Source organism: Duganella rivi (assembly GCF_009857435.1).
In the GTDB taxonomy this organism is placed as follows: Bacteria; Pseudomonadota; Gammaproteobacteria; order Burkholderiales; family Burkholderiaceae_D; genus Rugamonas; species Rugamonas rivi.
On the sequence record NZ_WWCK01000007.1, the window covers coordinates 109,190 to 121,619 of the forward strand.

Sequence of the window (12,430 nt, forward strand, 5' to 3'; positions counted from 1 at the left end):
AGGGGAGCACGCATGAGCGCCACTCTATCCAAACGGCGCCCGGGAGTGCGCCCCGCCATTGCCGTGACGGTTGGTGAACCGGCCGGCATCGGTCCAGAAATTTCTATCCGCGCAGCGTGGGCGCGGCGGCACGAGGTCAACTGCGTGCTGCTGGGCGACGCTGCTTTCCTGGCCATGACGGCCAACGATATCGATCCCGGGATTAAAGTGTCCGCGCTGTCGCTGATGGCGGTGCGCAATGGCGGCTTGCCGCATTTCGGCCCGGATCGGATCAGCGTGATCGACGTGCCCTTGAGCGCGCACGTGGTGCCCGGCAAGCTGGACAAGGACAACGGCCGCGCCGTGCTCGCTACGCTCGATGCCGCGATCGAGGGCGTGCAGGCCGGCTGGTTTGAAGCCGTGGTCACCGCGCCGCTGCAAAAGAGCACCATCAACGACGCCGGCGTGAAGTTCTCCGGCCACACCGAGTATTTCGCCGAGAAGACCAATACGCCGCAGGTGGTGATGATGCTCGCCGGGCCGCAGGCCGTGGGGGGAGAACAACTGCGCGTGGCGCTGGCCACCACCCACCTGCCGCTGAAGGACGTGGCGGCAGCGCTCACGCAAGACGGCCTGGCGCGCATCCTGGACATCCTCGACGCCGATCTGCGCAACAAGTTCGGCATCGCCGCGCCGCGCATCCTGGTGTGCGGCCTGAACCCACATGCGGGCGAGGGCGGCTACCTGGGGCGCGAGGAGATCGAGACCATCACCCCGGCGCTGGCCGCGGCGCAGGCGCGCGGCATCGACGCGCGCGGCCCATATCCGGCCGATACGCTGTTCCAGCCGAAATACCTGCAAGACGCCGACTGCGTGTTGGCGATGTATCACGACCAAGGCCTGCCGGTACTGAAATACGCGACCTTTGGAAAAGGCGTCAACATCACGCTCGGCCTGCCGCTGATCCGCACCTCGGTCGATCACGGCACCGCGCTGGACCTGGCGGCGCAAGGCCTCGGCAAGGCCGACGCCGGCAGCATGGAGCACGCCATCAGCGCCGCGCTGGCCATGGTCAACAATTCTTTGGACAATCAAAAATGAAACAACACGTAGCCCGCAAACGCTTCGGCCAAAACTTCCTGCATGACCAGCACGTGCTGGGCAGCATCACCGAATCCATCGACCCGGCGCCGGACGACGCCATGGTTGAAATCGGCCCCGGCCTGGCCGCCATGACCGACCAGTTGCTGCGCACCCTCAAGCACATGCACGTGGTCGAGCTGGACCGCGACCTGGTGGCGCGGCTGGAGAAGGCCTATCCGCCGAACAAGCTGACCGTGCACTCGGGCGATGCGCTGAAATTCGACTTTGCCAGCATTCCTGTCCCGGAGGGGCAAAAGCTGCGCATCGTCGGCAACCTGCCGTACAACATTTCCAGCCCGCTGCTGTTCCACCTGGCGACCTTCGCGCCGCTGGTGCAGGATCAGCACTTCATGCTGCAAAAAGAGGTGGTAGAGCGCATGGTGGCCGAGCCGGGCAGCAAGGTCTATGGCCGCCTGTCGGTGATGCTGCAATGGCGCTACGATATGTCGCTGCTGTTCGTGGTGCCGCCGGAAGCGTTCGACCCGCCGCCGAAGGTCGATTCTGCCATCGTGCGCATGATCCCGATCGCCAAGCCGCTCGAGTGCGATGGCGAAGTGCTGGAGGCCGTGGTGCAGAAAGCCTTCTCCCAGCGCCGCAAGGTGATCCGCAACTGCCTGAGCGGCATGTTCACGGAAGAGCAGATCATCGCCGCCGGCATCAACCCCACCGACCGCCCGGAAGCCGTCGGCCTGGCCCAGTACGTCGCGCTGGCCAAGCTGCTCAAGTAATCAGGCAAAAAAAAAAGCCCGCTAAAGCTAGCGGGCTAAATCCATTTCCTTTGCAAGAAGTGGAGGAGACAAGTGCAGTATGCTGCGTGACAGCATATCAATCCACTTTATTTTCCCAATATCAATTATTCCGATACTGAATATCTCCTCCTGTCCTGCTTATTTCGGTACGCAGGTCAGCTGCAGGTTGGTCACGGCGATCTCGTGCATGACGCCGGTGCCATTGGCCAGCGTGCAGCTCAGGCCGTTGTTCGGATCAACCACGGTCACACCGTAGGCTTGGCCGTCGTACACCGCGCCGCTGAGCACAAAGGTGCCGGCGCCGTTGGTGGCGTTGGCGCTGCTGATGGTGACGGAGCCGCCGGTCGAGCCGTTAATCAGGGTCACGGTACGGGCGGTTTTGCCGTCGGCAGCCACGGTCACGCCGGTGTAGTTGCCGCTGATGGTGTAGCTGTTCTGGATGCATTGCACCACCGCTTGAATGCTGACGTTATGGCCGGCCGAGCCGCTGCCGCCGGTGACGCCGCAGCCCATGTGGTCGGCGCTTTTAACGACGAGGATGTTGTAATCGGTGCCGTAATCGATCTTGGTCGGGAAGCTGAAGCTGGTGGCGCCCGCCGGCACGGTAATGGTCTCGTTGCCATTGCTCAGGATCAAGCCGCCATTGGGCAGGCTGACGTAGTTGTTTTGACCATCGATAAAACGGCCTTGTACCGTGAACTGCGCCTTGCCGCCGCAACCTGCCAGCGCGGCCACTACGGCCAGCGCTGCGACAGCGCTTACAAACGAAAATTTCATGTATTTCTCCAAAGTTTAAACGGCCGGCGGCTTAGTTGTTGGTGCAGTTGACGATCAGACCTTTTTGGTCGGCAAACGGCATGGTGCCCGGATTCAGGCCCGGGTCGAAGGTGCAGGTTTGGCCCGCAGGCTGGGTCAGCACGGTGCCGCCGTACAGGGCGCCATTGGGTACCTTGGACGGGAAGGTGAAGGCCACGTCGGCGCCAGCGGCGGCCGGTGGCGTCACGCCGACGGTATCGGCGCCGTTAGCCAGCACCAGGCCGGTGCCCTTCAGGCCCTTGATGGTGCCGCCCAGCGTGAATGGGGTGGCGGTGCAGGTGACTACGGTGCGGCCCACGGTGTAGTAGTTGGCCGTGCCTTTGTTGTTGACGATGTCGCAATTGGCGCCGGCCGGCTGGGTCAGGATGCCGATGTCGAAGCCCTCGTCGGTGCCCAGCAGCTTGGTAAAGTAGAAGGCGGTAGCGCCAGTCTCGATGGTCAGCTTTTCGCCGTTGCTGTTATTGATCAGCACCAAGCCGGCCTTGGCCGGGCCAACGTAGCTGATGCCGCCGGACAGTTGCAGGCTACCGCCATTGCCGCCGCAGGCGCTCAGGATGGCGGCACACAGCAGGGCGAAACCCGCACGCAGATACGAACTTTTCATAAAACTCTCTCTCCAAAACGAATAAGGCCCGGCAGCGCGCACGGGAGGCAGCATATTACACTCGTGGGCCGTATTTTAGTGCATTTGATACTGCCGGCCCTGCAAATCGATGTAACAGCGTGTGACGCCGGCTTACTTCACCTGCGCCACGTCGCACTCGGATTTGCGCCCGTCGATGCGGCAGCGGTTGCGGATTTTTCCTTGTAAATCATGCACTTCCACATCCCACTGGGCGGCGCTGCGGCGTTCCATGGTCATGAAGCCGAAGCCGTCCACCCACGAGCTGAAGTGCTCGACCACGGCGCCCGGGGCCGGCGTGACGCCGGCCGGCAAGCGCTCCGGCAGCGGCACGATGTCTTCCGAGGTGCCGGCAAAGCCGGCAATGAACTGGCTCGGGTGGGCGCTGCCGAAGCTGGCCTGCTGCCACAGGTGCACGTGGCCGGAGAGCATGGTTTGTATCGCCGGCGGGAACAACAGCGGGTTGAGCGAGCCGAAACTCGCTTGCAGGCCGGCGTCGCCCGGCAGCAGCACGATGCTGCCGTCGGCCTTGCGGTCGGCGCCCATGCCCAGCAGCGGGTGGTGCATGATGCCGATGTTGCGCGGCGCCTGCTGCGACAGCGCGTCCAGCTTGCGGTACAGGTCGCGGTATTTGGCGTAGCCGGTGTCGCCCGGCTTCAAGCCTTTCCAGGTGGTGTTGGCGGTGTCCAGCACCAGCAGCTGGGTGGACAGGCCGATCGGCACGGCGTAGGGATCGCTGTAGTTGCCAACGTCGTCATCGGCGGCGGCGTTGCAGTCGCGGCCCTTGAGCAGCGGGCGCGGATCGAGGAAGCGCCAGTAGCCCTGGCCGCCGCGCAGGCAGTTTTCGTGATTGCCGCGCGCCATGATCCACGGCGCTGCGTCCAGCAGCCGGGCGCCGGGCGCGAAGAAATCTTCGTCCCACGCATCCCAGCCGTAGCCCCACGGGCTGCCGGCGCAACCGGCGTTGCCTTCGGGGCAGGCGTTCTCCCGGTAGTGGTAGTCGCCAACGTGGATCACGAGGTCGGGCTTCCACGCGGCGGCCTGCGCGGCCACGGTGGCAAATGGATACTGCGCGAGGTCGTTGCAGGCTTGGTAGCTATTGCTGCTCTTTTGCAGGCGGCAGCCGGTGTCGCCGATGACCACGATGCGCTGCGGCTCGGCTTTCGGCAGCGGCAGCGGGCGGCCCAGCACGGTGGCGCTGGCAGCGCCGGACGGCAGCGTGGCCTCGCAGGTCAGCAGCGGGAATTCGGCCGGCTTGGAATCGGCCGGGGCAAACGGCGTGGTTCGCAGCGCGATGGTCTGGGCCGGCGCGCGCAGCGTCATGGGCTGGCTGCGCTGGTCGATGACGATCGCGGGGCAGGCCGGTGCATCGATCAGCACGCGGGCCACGGCGGCGCCGTATTCGCCCAGCACGACGTAGGAGGTAAAGTCAGTCGGCGGTAGTGAATTGATGGCGGCGCAGCCGGTCAGCAGCATGGCCGGGGCCAGGCGTTTCAGGATGGGTAACAGCACGGGATCTCCAGCGGAATAATGCTGATGTTACCATGGTGTTTATTTGCCTATATCGCCATGACTGCACGCCGCCCCCTCGCCCTGCTGTTTGACCTCGACGACACCTTGTGGCCGATCGGCCCGGTGATTGCCGCCGCCGAGACCAGCTGGCACGCCTGGCTGGCTCAGCACGCGCCCAAGGTGGCGCAGGCCTTTAGCGTGGCCGAGCTGCGGGTGCGCCGCATGGCGCTGCTCGAGCGCCGTCCCGAGCTGATCGCCGACCTGTACCAGCTGCGGCGCGAGGCGCTGGAAGAAGTTTTTGCCGAGACCGGCGAGGACCGCGCCCACATCGAGGGCGCCATGCAGCATTTTGCCTTCAAGCGCAACCTGGTGGTGCCGTTTGCCGATGTGATGCCGGTGCTGCCGCTGCTGCAAGGCATGCTGCGCCTTGGCGTGATCACCAACGGCAACGCCGATCTTGAAGTGATCGGCATGGATCACCACTTTGAGTACAAGCTGTCCTCGTCGCAGTTCGGCAGCGCCAAGCCCGATCCGGCGATTTTCCAGACCGCCTGCGCGGCCATGGGCGTGGCGCCGCAGGACGCGGTGTATGTCGGCGACGACCTGCGGCTGGACGTGCAGGGCGCGCAAGCGGCTGGCCTGCGCGCGGTGTGGATGAACCGCAGCGGCAGCAGCGCCCATCTGGAAGCGGGCGTCACGCCGGACGCCATTTGCAGCACTTTCGACGAACTCCTCGCATGGATACGTGGGCAGATGCAGGATAGCCGTGCATAATAAGCAGAACATCTATACCGTTATTTCGTATGCAACTCGATAATCGTGCACAAACTTTGCTCAAGGCGCTGGTCGAACGCTATATCGCGGACGGCCAGCCGGTGGGCTCGCGCGCGCTGTCCAAGATTTCCGGGCTGGACTTGTCGCCGGCCACCATCCGCAACATCATGGCCGACCTGGAAGAGCTGGGCTACGTGGCCAGCCCGCACACCTCGGCCGGCCGGGTGCCGACGCCGCGCGGCTATCGCATCTTTGTCGATACCTTGCTGACGGTGCAGCACATCGATGAGCAGACGGTGGGCGCGCAATTGCGCCTGCAATCGCCGCAGCCGCAAAAGATGATTACCAGCGCGGCGCAGATGCTGTCCTCGCTGTCGCAGTTTGCCGGCGTGGTGTCGAGCCCGCGCCGCGAGTCGGTGTTCCAGCAGATCGAGTTCTTGCGTTTGGGCGAGAAGCGCATCCTGCTGGTGATCGTGGCGCCGAATGGCGACGTGCAGAACCGCCTGCTGCTGACCGAGGTGGACTACACGCCGGTGCAGCTGGTGCAATCGGCCAATTACATCAACCAGAATTACGGCGGACTGGCGTTTGACGAAGTGCACGCGCGCCTGCAAAACGAGGTGCGCCAGCTGCGCGACGACATGGGCCGATTAATGCAGGTGGCGGTGGAGGCGGGCAGCGAGGCCATGGCCGATGATTCGGACAATATGGTGATCGCGGGCGAGCGCAACCTGCTGTCGGTCAGCGACCTGTCGTCCAACATGACGTCGCTGCGCCAGATGTTCGATATGTTCGAGCAGAAAACCGGCCTGATGCAGCTGCTGGACGTGTCGTCCAAGGCCAGCGGGGTGCAGATCTACATCGGCGGCGAATCGAGCCTGGTGCCGATGGACGAGATGAGCGTGGTGACCGCGCCGTACACCGCCAACGGCAAGATTGTCGGCACGCTGGGCGTGATCGGCCCGACGCGGATGGCCTATGAGCGGGTGATACCGATCGTCGATATCACCGCGAAATTACTCTCAAATGCCTTGAGCCACAATTAAACCGGGGTCAGTTCTGCCAATCGGACACGAGCCCTACCGTAGCGACCGCTACGGTAGGGCTCGTGTCCGATTGGCAGAACTGACCCCGAATTTTACGGGCGGTGCGGGCAGGCGGTCTTGGTGCAGTTGCCGTAGATCGCCAGCGCGTGCTCGGCAATCTTGAAGCCGCGCTCTTCGGCGATGGCGTGCTGGCGCTCTTCAATCGCCTCGTCGTAAAACTCTTCCACGCGGCCGCAGTCGACGCACACCAGGTGGTCGTGGTGCGAGCCGGCGTTCAGCTCGAAGATGGCCTTGCCAGTTTCGAAGTGGTTGCGGTTCAGCAGGCCGGCCTGCTCGAACTGGGTCAGCACGCGGTACACGGTGGCCAAACCAACGTCCATGTTGTCTGCCAGCAAGATTTTGTAGACATCCTCGGCGGTCAGGTGGCGCACTTCGCTGTTCTGGAAGATATCCAGGATTTTGATGCGTGGCAGCGTGGCTTTCAGGCCGCTGGCCTTCAGATCGGTAGGATTGTTACCCATGTTGGTGACTCATAGTGTGGTTGGCGATAGCTAGGCGATAGTTTAGCGTACTCCGACTAATCCGGTTACAAAGATTTGCCCCGTCCCGTGCCGGGTGCTTTATGATATAGCGTTTTTCAGCACATCCGCTCGACCAGATTGAGGACTTTTATGCGCGTCACCCAGGCTTTTTCGCAGTCTTTGTTGCACCGTTTTACTCCTGTTGCCGCTACCGTATGCGTAGCGCTGGCGCTGGGCGGCTGCGCGACCAAAACCACGCTGGGCGAGAAATCGACGGAAGTGAAGGATAGCGAGCCAACGCTGGACGCCAGCAAGGGCGCGCAAACCACCACCATCACGCGCTTGCAGCGCTTCATGTGGTTCTTCTCGCCGTACCGCCCGGACATCCAGCAGGGTAACTTCGTGTCGGAAGAGATGCTGGCGCAGCTCAAGGTCGGCATGACGCAAGACCAGGTGCGCTTCATCTTCGGCACCGCGCTGCTGACCGACCCGTTCCACGGCAACCGCTGGGATTACGCCTTCCGCCTGGCCAAGGGCAGCGGCGAGATCACCACCAGCCGCGTGATCGTGTTCTTCGACAAGGACGGCAAGGTGGCGCGCTGGGAAGGCGGCAATCTGCCGACCGAGAAAGAATACATCGCCCGCATCGCCGGCCCGGCGCCGAACGCCAAGAAGGCTGCCGAGACCGAGGCGGTGCTGGCCAAGCCGGCGCCGACCGCGCCGCTGCCGGCCGGTACCGACAATCCGGCCGCCAACAACCCGGTGGGCGCGACGATCAGCAACGACAAGAAATAACAAGGATTTGACAGCATGACCCACATGAACATCGCCATCGCCGGCGCCGGCGGCCGCATGGGCCGCATCCTGATCGAGGCCGTGCAGAACGCCGACGACGCGCGTTTGTCGGGCGCGCTGGATCGCGCCGGCTCGGAGCAAGCCGACGCTGCCGCCTTCCTGGGCAAGCCGGCCGGCGTGCCGGTGGAATCGGCGTTCGACAAGGGCTTGGCTGGCGCCGAGTACCTGATCGACTTCACCCGCCCGGAAGCGACGCTCGAACATTTGAAATACTGCGCTGAGCACGGCATCAAGCTGGTGATCGGCACCACCGGTTTTGACGATGCCGGCAAAGCCGCCATCGCTGAAGCGGCCAAGAAAACCGCCATCGTGTTTTCGCCTAACTTCTCGGTTGGCGTGAACGTGACCATGAAGCTGCTGGAGCAGGCCGCCAAGGCGCTGTCGACCGGCTACGATATCGAGATTGTTGAAGCGCATCACCGCTTCAAGGTGGACGCGCCATCCGGCACCGCGCTGAAAATGGGCGAGGTGATTGCCGATGCGCTGGGCCGCGACCTGAAAGAACACGGCGTGTTCGCGCGCGAAGGCGTGACCGGCGAGCGCGATCCATCGTCGATCGGCTTTGCCACCATCCGCGGCGGCGACATCGTTGGCGACCACACGGTGCTGTTTGCCGGCATCGGCGAGCGCATTGAGATCAGCCACAAGTCCAGCAGCCGTGTGACGTATGCACATGGTGCATTGCGCGCCTGCCGCTACCTGGCCGACAAGCCGACCGGCCTGTTCGATATGTACGACGTGCTGGGACTGAACGACAAATGAATCCCGCCGCCAGCCAATTCACACTGACCCGCTTCTGGGAGCAGGGTGACGCCATCAGCCACGCGGTTGCGTTTGTGCTGCTGGCGATGTCGCTGGTGAGCTGGTTCTTCATTCTGGCCAAGGCCTACGCCGCATGGCGCATCCGCCGCAGCGCGCCAGCGGTGCAGGCGTTCTGGGATGCGCCCAGCATGCAGGATGGCGTCAACGCGCTGGCGCTGGCCGATCCTGAAAAAATCTTTTTGCCGCTGGCGCAGCAGGGCGCGACCCAGCTGAAAACGCCGGATCGTCCGTCGCTGGGCGGCGAGATGGATCGCGCCGCACAAATCACGCGCGTGCTGCGGGCGGCGATTCAAACCTCCACCAACCGCCTGGAAAGCGGCTTGACGCTGCTGGCGTCCATCGGCGCCACCGCGCCGTTTGTCGGCCTGCTGGGCACGGTGTGGGGCATTTACCATGCGCTGGCCAATGTGTCCTCACACGGCACGGTGCAGATCGACAAAGTGGCCGGCCCGGTGGGCGAAGCGCTGGTCATGACCGCCATCGGCCTGACGGTGGCGATTCCCGCCGTATTGGCGTATAACGGATTCAACCGCGTCAATCGCCTGACGCTGGCCGAACTCGATGCTTTTGCCCACGACTTGCACGCCTACTTGAGCAAGAAGTAAATCATGGCCTTTGGCGCTTTCAATCACCACCGCAATCCCGGCCCGATGGCCGACATCAATGTCACGCCCATGGTGGATGTGATGTTGGTGCTGCTGGTGATTTTCATCCTGGCGGCGCCGATGTTTACCGGCTCGGTACAGCTGGAACTGCCGAAGGCGCAAGCGCCGACCGCGCCATCGGCGCCGGCGGCCACGGTCACGCTGTCGATCGACGGCAAGGGCAAAATTTTCTGGAATAACGACCCGGTGGAGCGGGAGGCTCTGGAATCGCGTTTGATCGACGCGGCCAAGCTGGACCCGCAACCGGAACTGCAACTGCGCGCCGACAAGGACACCCGCTATGAGGTGGTGGCCCAAGTGATGGCCGCAGCGCAGAGCAATGGATTAACGAAATTGGGCTTCGTCACGGACCCCAAGGAGAAAAAATAATGGCTACCGCAGAACTGAACGGCGCAGCGATCAAGGATTTCGACAGCTTCCACGCCGAGTGCAAGGCCGCAATGGGTTTCCCTGATTCTTACGGCAATACCATGGATGCGTGGGTGGATTGCCTGAGCTACTTGCGCGATGACGACAGCATGAGCAAGTTCAAGCTCAAGCCGAATGAAGTGCTGGAGATCGTCATCAAGGATGCCGAGGCGATGAAGGCCGCGGTGCCGGACATCCTCGAAGAAATCACCTACTGCGTGGCCGGCCTCAACGAGCGCTACGAAGACTACGGCGAGAAGCCGGCCCTCAAGCTTACGCTGCGCTAGGCGCGGCTGGCGGCTCGACACCGGCCGGAATCGCGTTCGGGATGTTGGCCTTGGCGCCGGTTTCTCCCGGCGCCAGCGTCAATACCTCGAAGCCGGTTTCGGTCACGTGCACCATGTGTTCCCACTGTGCCGACAAGGATTTGTCGCGTGTCTCGACGGTCCAGCCGTCGCTCAATTCTTTGGTGGCCGCCTTGCCGGCGTTGATCATCGGCTCGATGGTGAACAGCATGCCCGGCTTGAGCACCAGGCCCTGGCCCGGACGGCCGTAGTGCGTCACTTGCGGATCTTCGTGATAGACCATGCCGATGCCGTGGCCGCAGTAATCGAGCACCACGCTGTAGCCGGCCTTTTCGGCCACGGTCTGGATCGCGAAGCCGACATCGCCCAAGGTGGCCTTCGGCTTCACCGCGCGGATGCCGGCCCACATCGCCGCGTAAGTGGTTTCCACCAGTTTGCGCGTTGGCTTGCTTGGCTCGCCGACGTAGTACATGCGGCTGGTGTCGCCGTGCCAGCCATCCTTGATCACGGCCACGTCGATGTTGATGATGTCGCCGTTTTTCAGCACCTGCGTTTCCGAAGGAATGCCGTGGCACACCACGTGGTTGACCGAGCTGCACACGGTGGCCGGGAAGCCGCCGTAGCCGACGTTGGCCGGAATCGCCTGCTGTACGTTGACGATGTAGTCGTTGCACAGCTTGTCGAGGTAGGCCGTGGTCACGCCCGGCTTGACGTGTGGAGCGATCATGGTCAGCACGTCGGCCGCCAGCTGGGCGGCGACGCGGGCCTGAACTATTTGCTCGGGCGTTTTGATGAGATTGGCGTTACGGCGGTTGGACGACATGGGGACTACCTCGTTATTTACTGAGGCGGTATTGTCCCACAATCGTTAACGTACCGCTTTCAAATCGAAGTGCGGGTTGAGGATCAGGCACAGCGTGTTACCGAAAGGATCGGCCAATTCCACAGTGCGGATGCCTTCGCCGACGTCCTGAATGTCGTGATGGATGGTAGCGCCGAGAGCAGTGATGCGGGCGACTTCCGCTTCAATATCATCGACGCCCCAATAGACCGCGCTGCCGGCGGTGCCGGGCGTGCCGTCCGGGATTAGGCCCAGCTCAAAGCCGCCGATGTTGAAGCCGACGTAGAACGGCTGGTCGAAGTAGGGGGCGGTGTCGAATACCTTGCTATACCACTCCTTGGCGGCGGCCAGATCGGCCACCGGGTAGGCTACCGTGCGCAATCCCTTGATCATTGTTGTCTCCAGATAGTCAAAACGCCATCATGGCACATCAGGCAATGCTTTGATTGGAAAAATGGAATCGCTCTGGCGTGGTGGCGGCCAGTTCCTGGAAGTCGTGGATCAGGTGGGATTGGTCGAAGTAGCCGCAGTCGAGCGCAAGCTGCGCCCACTCTGGCGCGGGCGTGGTGCGGATGGCGGCGGTGGCCTGCCGAAAGCGGCAAATCCGCGCAAACAGCTTGGGCGGCAGCCCGACATGCTGGCGGAACTGCGCCGCCAAGTGCTGGCGCGAGACGCGCAATTGCGCCGCCAAATCCTCCACGCGCAGCACGCCGCCGCTGCCCTCCAGTGCCCGCAGCGCTGTTTGGGCCAGTGCCTCGCCGGCCGGCCGCGCGGCGCCGCCGCCAGCTTGCAAGCGCCGCAGCAATTCCCGCTCAATCAACGCCAATCGCGCGCGTTCTGGCGCATCGCCATCCCACAGCGCATCGGCCAGCCGGTCGGCATCGCTGCGGCCCCACAACAGGTCGATATCCGCCCGCTGATCGGTCATCGCGTGCATCGGTGTGGCAAGGAACAATCCTGCCATGCCCGGCTTGAAGCGCACCGCCAACGTCCGTACTGGCCGCTCGCTGGCGACCAGAATGGCCGACGACATCATCCCAACCGCAAACCCCGGTTGCCCGCCATCCTGCCAAAGAATATCCACACAATTATCCGGCAACACCCGATGCGCATGCGCCGAAGCCGGCGCCTGCGCCGCCCAAACGCATTGCACGTACGGGGCCAGGGTTGGATGGGGTAAGTATTCGCAGTAATACATGGCAGAAGCATATCATTTGTATAACCCCGCAGGGCCACAAAGGGGTCTGACCCCGTACGGGGTCAGACCCCGGCAGCGACTCACCGGTTTGGGGTTCAAGCATATGCCCGCAGATTTATAGAATCAGCGCGCCGCCACCCCGATGAATCGCCCAGCCTCAAGGTATAATGTAAG

General features: G+C 63.2%; 16 protein-coding genes. 9 read left to right on the forward strand and 7 right to left on the reverse strand.

What is annotated here, in order from left to right; all coding sequences use genetic code 11:
• The first annotated feature begins 12 nt into the window (after nt 1-12).
• Both pdxA and rsmA read left to right on the forward strand, forming a co-directional pair.
• Complete coding sequence (gene pdxA, locus GTP45_RS23405; protein WP_161016284.1) at nt 13-1,080, forward strand: 4-hydroxythreonine-4-phosphate dehydrogenase PdxA; 1,068 nt, start codon at nt 13-15, stop codon at nt 1,078-1,080.
• Nucleotides 1,077-1,850: a 16S rRNA (adenine(1518)-N(6)/adenine(1519)-N(6))-dimethyltransferase RsmA gene (gene rsmA / locus GTP45_RS23410; protein ID WP_161016285.1), complete on the forward strand. Its 774-nt coding sequence runs from the start codon at nt 1,077-1,079 to the stop codon at nt 1,848-1,850. The genes pdxA and rsmA overlap by 4 nt, the downstream gene beginning before the upstream one ends.
• A 159-nt stretch (nt 1,851-2,009) precedes the next feature.
• Here the strand turns inward: rsmA and GTP45_RS23415 are convergent, their stop codons facing one another.
• From GTP45_RS23415 to GTP45_RS23425, 3 genes are all read right to left on the reverse strand, one after another.
• Entirely contained in the window at nt 2,010-2,648 is a 639-nt protein-coding gene (locus tag GTP45_RS23415; RefSeq protein ID WP_161016286.1) for a hypothetical protein, read from the reverse strand.
• 31 nt (nt 2,649-2,679) lie between these two features.
• The gene (locus tag GTP45_RS23420) at nt 2,680-3,291 is read right to left on the reverse strand and encodes a hypothetical protein (protein WP_161016287.1); all 612 of its coding nucleotides are present in this window, start codon (nt 3,289-3,291) and stop codon (nt 2,680-2,682) included.
• Between the two features lie 132 nt (nt 3,292-3,423).
• Nucleotides 3,424-4,821 carry a metallophosphoesterase family protein gene (locus tag GTP45_RS23425; protein WP_371874500.1) on the reverse strand — a complete coding sequence of 466 codons (1,398 nt, stop codon included), beginning with the start codon at nt 4,819-4,821 and terminating at the stop codon, nt 3,424-3,426.
• 57 nt (nt 4,822-4,878) lie between these two features.
• Here GTP45_RS23425 and GTP45_RS23430 point away from each other — a divergent pair, with 57 nt between their 5' ends.
• Together GTP45_RS23430 and hrcA are read left to right on the forward strand one after the other, a co-directional pair.
• Nucleotides 4,879-5,595, forward strand: a complete 717-nt coding sequence (locus GTP45_RS23430) for an HAD family hydrolase (protein ID WP_161016288.1) — start codon at nt 4,879-4,881, stop codon at nt 5,593-5,595.
• 29 nt (nt 5,596-5,624) lie between these two features.
• On the forward strand, nt 5,625-6,641 hold the full coding sequence (hrcA, locus tag GTP45_RS23435; protein WP_161016289.1) for a heat-inducible transcriptional repressor HrcA: 1,017 nt from the start codon (nt 5,625-5,627) through the stop codon (nt 6,639-6,641).
• 92 nt (nt 6,642-6,733) lie between these two features.
• Here the strand turns inward: hrcA and fur are convergent, their stop codons facing one another.
• On the reverse strand, nt 6,734-7,162 hold the full coding sequence (fur, locus tag GTP45_RS23440) for a ferric iron uptake transcriptional regulator (protein WP_161016290.1): 429 nt from the start codon (nt 7,160-7,162) through the stop codon (nt 6,734-6,736).
• A 150-nt stretch (nt 7,163-7,312) separates the two neighbouring features.
• Here fur and GTP45_RS23445 point away from each other — a divergent pair, with 150 nt between their 5' ends.
• Genes GTP45_RS23445 through GTP45_RS23465 form a run of 5 tightly spaced genes read left to right on the forward strand, consistent with a single transcriptional unit; the run spans nt 7,313 to nt 10,199 of the window.
• Complete coding sequence (locus GTP45_RS23445; RefSeq protein ID WP_161016291.1) at nt 7,313-7,957, forward strand: outer membrane protein assembly factor BamE; 645 nt, start codon at nt 7,313-7,315, stop codon at nt 7,955-7,957.
• A gap of 15 nt (nt 7,958-7,972) precedes the next feature.
• Nucleotides 7,973-8,779 carry a 4-hydroxy-tetrahydrodipicolinate reductase gene (gene dapB / locus GTP45_RS23450; protein ID WP_161016292.1) on the forward strand — a complete coding sequence of 269 codons (807 nt, stop codon included), beginning with the start codon at nt 7,973-7,975 and terminating at the stop codon, nt 8,777-8,779.
• Nucleotides 8,776-9,444 carry a MotA/TolQ/ExbB proton channel family protein gene (locus tag GTP45_RS23455; RefSeq protein WP_161016293.1) on the forward strand — a complete coding sequence of 223 codons (669 nt, stop codon included), beginning with the start codon at nt 8,776-8,778 and terminating at the stop codon, nt 9,442-9,444. Before dapB ends, GTP45_RS23455 begins: the two co-directional genes overlap by 4 nt.
• A 3-nt stretch (nt 9,445-9,447) precedes the next feature.
• The gene (locus GTP45_RS23460; RefSeq protein WP_161016294.1) at nt 9,448-9,873 is read left to right on the forward strand and encodes an ExbD/TolR family protein; all 426 of its coding nucleotides are present in this window, start codon (nt 9,448-9,450) and stop codon (nt 9,871-9,873) included.
• Nucleotides 9,873-10,199: a barstar family protein gene (locus GTP45_RS23465; protein ID WP_161016295.1), complete on the forward strand. Its 327-nt coding sequence runs from the start codon at nt 9,873-9,875 to the stop codon at nt 10,197-10,199. The genes GTP45_RS23460 and GTP45_RS23465 overlap by 1 nt, the downstream gene beginning before the upstream one ends.
• On the opposite strand, the gene map is transcribed toward GTP45_RS23465, so the two are convergent.
• From map to GTP45_RS23480, 3 genes are read right to left on the reverse strand one after another with little or no spacing between them, the layout of a single operon-like run.
• Complete coding sequence (map, locus tag GTP45_RS23470; protein WP_161016296.1) at nt 10,186-11,040, reverse strand: type I methionyl aminopeptidase; 855 nt, start codon at nt 11,038-11,040, stop codon at nt 10,186-10,188. The genes GTP45_RS23465 and map overlap by 14 nt on opposite strands.
• A 45-nt stretch (nt 11,041-11,085) precedes the next feature.
• Complete coding sequence (locus GTP45_RS23475) at nt 11,086-11,451, reverse strand: VOC family protein (protein WP_161016297.1); 366 nt, start codon at nt 11,449-11,451, stop codon at nt 11,086-11,088.
• Between the two features lie 37 nt (nt 11,452-11,488).
• On the reverse strand, nt 11,489-12,256 hold the full coding sequence (locus GTP45_RS23480) for a helix-turn-helix transcriptional regulator (RefSeq protein ID WP_161016298.1): 768 nt from the start codon (nt 12,254-12,256) through the stop codon (nt 11,489-11,491).
• Nucleotides 12,257-12,430 lie beyond the last annotated feature (174 nt).

Excerpts from the sequence above, each read along its gene's own strand:
- pdxA (WP_161016284.1), top strand. The coding sequence starts at position 13 with ATGAGCGCCACTCTATCCAAACGGCGCCCGGGAGTGCGCCCCGCCATT.
- rsmA (WP_161016285.1), top strand. The coding sequence starts at position 1,077 with ATGAAACAACACGTAGCCCGCAAACGCTTCGGCCAAAACTTCCTGCAT.
- GTP45_RS23415 (WP_161016286.1), bottom strand. The coding sequence starts at position 2,648 with ATGAAATTTTCGTTTGTAAGCGCTGTCGCAGCGCTGGCCGTAGTGGCC.
- GTP45_RS23420 (WP_161016287.1), bottom strand. The coding sequence starts at position 3,291 with ATGAAAAGTTCGTATCTGCGTGCGGGTTTCGCCCTGCTGTGTGCCGCC.
- GTP45_RS23430 (WP_161016288.1), top strand. The coding sequence starts at position 4,879 with ATGACTGCACGCCGCCCCCTCGCCCTGCTGTTTGACCTCGACGACACC.
- hrcA (WP_161016289.1), top strand. The coding sequence starts at position 5,625 with ATGCAACTCGATAATCGTGCACAAACTTTGCTCAAGGCGCTGGTCGAA.
- fur (WP_161016290.1), bottom strand. The coding sequence starts at position 7,162 with ATGGGTAACAATCCTACCGATCTGAAGGCCAGCGGCCTGAAAGCCACG.
- GTP45_RS23445 (WP_161016291.1), top strand. The coding sequence starts at position 7,313 with ATGCGCGTCACCCAGGCTTTTTCGCAGTCTTTGTTGCACCGTTTTACT.
- dapB (WP_161016292.1), top strand. The coding sequence starts at position 7,973 with ATGACCCACATGAACATCGCCATCGCCGGCGCCGGCGGCCGCATGGGC.
- GTP45_RS23455 (WP_161016293.1), top strand. The coding sequence starts at position 8,776 with ATGAATCCCGCCGCCAGCCAATTCACACTGACCCGCTTCTGGGAGCAG.
- GTP45_RS23460 (WP_161016294.1), top strand. The coding sequence starts at position 9,448 with ATGGCCTTTGGCGCTTTCAATCACCACCGCAATCCCGGCCCGATGGCC.
- GTP45_RS23465 (WP_161016295.1), top strand. The coding sequence starts at position 9,873 with ATGGCTACCGCAGAACTGAACGGCGCAGCGATCAAGGATTTCGACAGC.
- map (WP_161016296.1), bottom strand. The coding sequence starts at position 11,040 with ATGTCGTCCAACCGCCGTAACGCCAATCTCATCAAAACGCCCGAGCAA.
- GTP45_RS23475 (WP_161016297.1), bottom strand. The coding sequence starts at position 11,451 with ATGATCAAGGGATTGCGCACGGTAGCCTACCCGGTGGCCGATCTGGCC.
- GTP45_RS23480 (WP_161016298.1), bottom strand. The coding sequence starts at position 12,256 with ATGTATTACTGCGAATACTTACCCCATCCAACCCTGGCCCCGTACGTG.